Annotated in this window: 1 protein-coding gene; it reads left to right on the top strand. The window is 60.6% G+C overall.

The genetic code is table 11. From position 1 onward, the window contains the following. Positions 1-248: 248 nt before the first annotated feature. Positions 249-1,346: a recombinase RecA gene (gene recA, locus EN884_RS35665; RefSeq protein WP_013532151.1), complete on the top strand. Its 1,098-nt coding sequence runs from the start codon at positions 249-251 to the stop codon at positions 1,344-1,346. Positions 1,347-1,489: the final 143 nt, after the last annotated feature.

Raw genomic sequence — 1,489 nt, 5'->3', positions numbered from 1 at the left:
ACAAGCGCTAGGCTGTGCGACCGAGCTTCGCATGCAAGGCGGCGATTCGGCAGGTCGAAACAACCGAGCCGTCTGGCCCAACGTGCGGTGCATTCCTGATCGAATCCTTGGACAAAAAAAGAACAAATCCGGATATTGCTTGTTTTTCAGATATTTGATCCCTCTTGCCAAATGAGAACAAAAAAGGTACAAATAGGCAGGGATTACGGATTGTCCGGCCTTCATTGACGACCAAGGGGTGATGTATCATGGCTCAGAATTCTTTGCGGCTGGTAGAGGACAAGGCAGTGGACAAATCAAAGGCTCTGGATGCGGCGCTGTCGCAGATCGAGCGGGCTTTCGGCAAGGGCTCGATCATGCGGCTCGGCGCCAACGAGCAGGTCGTCGAGATCGAAACGGTGCCGACCGGCTCGCTTGGCCTCGACATCGCGCTTGGCGTCGGTGGCCTGCCGCGCGGCCGCATCATCGAGATCTACGGGCCGGAAAGCTCGGGCAAGACGACGCTGGCCCTGCACACCGTGGCCGAAGCCCAGAAGAAGGGCGGCATCTGCGCTTTCGTCGATGCCGAGCACGCGCTTGACCCGGTCTATGCCCGCAAGCTTGGCGTCGATCTCGAAAACCTGCTGATTTCGCAGCCCGACACCGGTGAGCAGGCGCTGGAAATCTGCGACACGCTGGTGCGCTCCGGCGCCATCGACGTGCTGGTGGTCGATTCGGTCGCGGCGCTGACGCCACGTGCCGAAATCGAAGGCGAGATGGGTGATTCGCTGCCCGGCCTGCAGGCCCGCCTGATGAGCCAGGCGCTGCGCAAGCTGACCGCCTCGATCTCGCGCTCCAACACCATGGTCATCTTCATCAACCAGATCCGCATGAAGATCGGCGTCATGTTCGGTTCGCCCGAGACGACGACCGGCGGCAACGCGCTGAAATTCTACGCATCGGTGCGCCTCGACATCCGCCGCATCGGCTCGGTCAAGGACCGCGACGAAGTCGTCGGCAACCAGACCCGCGTCAAGGTGGTCAAGAACAAGCTGGCGCCGCCCTTCAAGGTGGTCGAGTTCGACATCATGTATGGTGAAGGCGTGTCCAAGACCGGCGAACTGGTCGATCTCGGCGTCAAGGCCGGCGTGGTCGAGAAGTCGGGCGCCTGGTTCTCCTACAATTCGCAGCGTCTCGGCCAAGGCCGCGAGAATGCCAAACTGTTCCTGCGCGACAATCCCGACACCGCACGCGAGATCGAGCTGGCGCTCCGACAGAATGCCGGGCTGATCGCCGAAAAGTTCCTTGAGAATGGCGGCTCCGAAGGTGGCGACGACGGGTTCGAGGAGGAATCCGGCGCGATGTGACAACTCGCGAGGTCGGCCGGAGTTCGGCCATAATCGCATTCTATTATCTCGGGCTTAAGTAATCGAGTTCCGCGTTAATGCGTTTTGAAACCGCCGGCCCAGTGCCGGCGGTTTTGCGTTTTGGCGGCGAAAACAGGGCGGTT

This window comes from Mesorhizobium sp. M7A.F.Ca.AU.001.01.1.1, assembly GCF_004022735.1.
Taxonomy (GTDB): Bacteria; Pseudomonadota; Alphaproteobacteria; order Rhizobiales; family Rhizobiaceae; genus Mesorhizobium; species Mesorhizobium ciceri.
Note: the sequence above shows the minus strand (reverse complement) of the source record. Positions and strands in the feature narration are given on the sequence as shown.

What these genes read in the sequence shown, in the direction of transcription:
- recA (WP_013532151.1), top strand. Translation starts at nt 249, where the DNA reads ATGGCTCAGAATTCTTTGCGGCTGGTAGAGGACAAGGCAGTGGACAAA.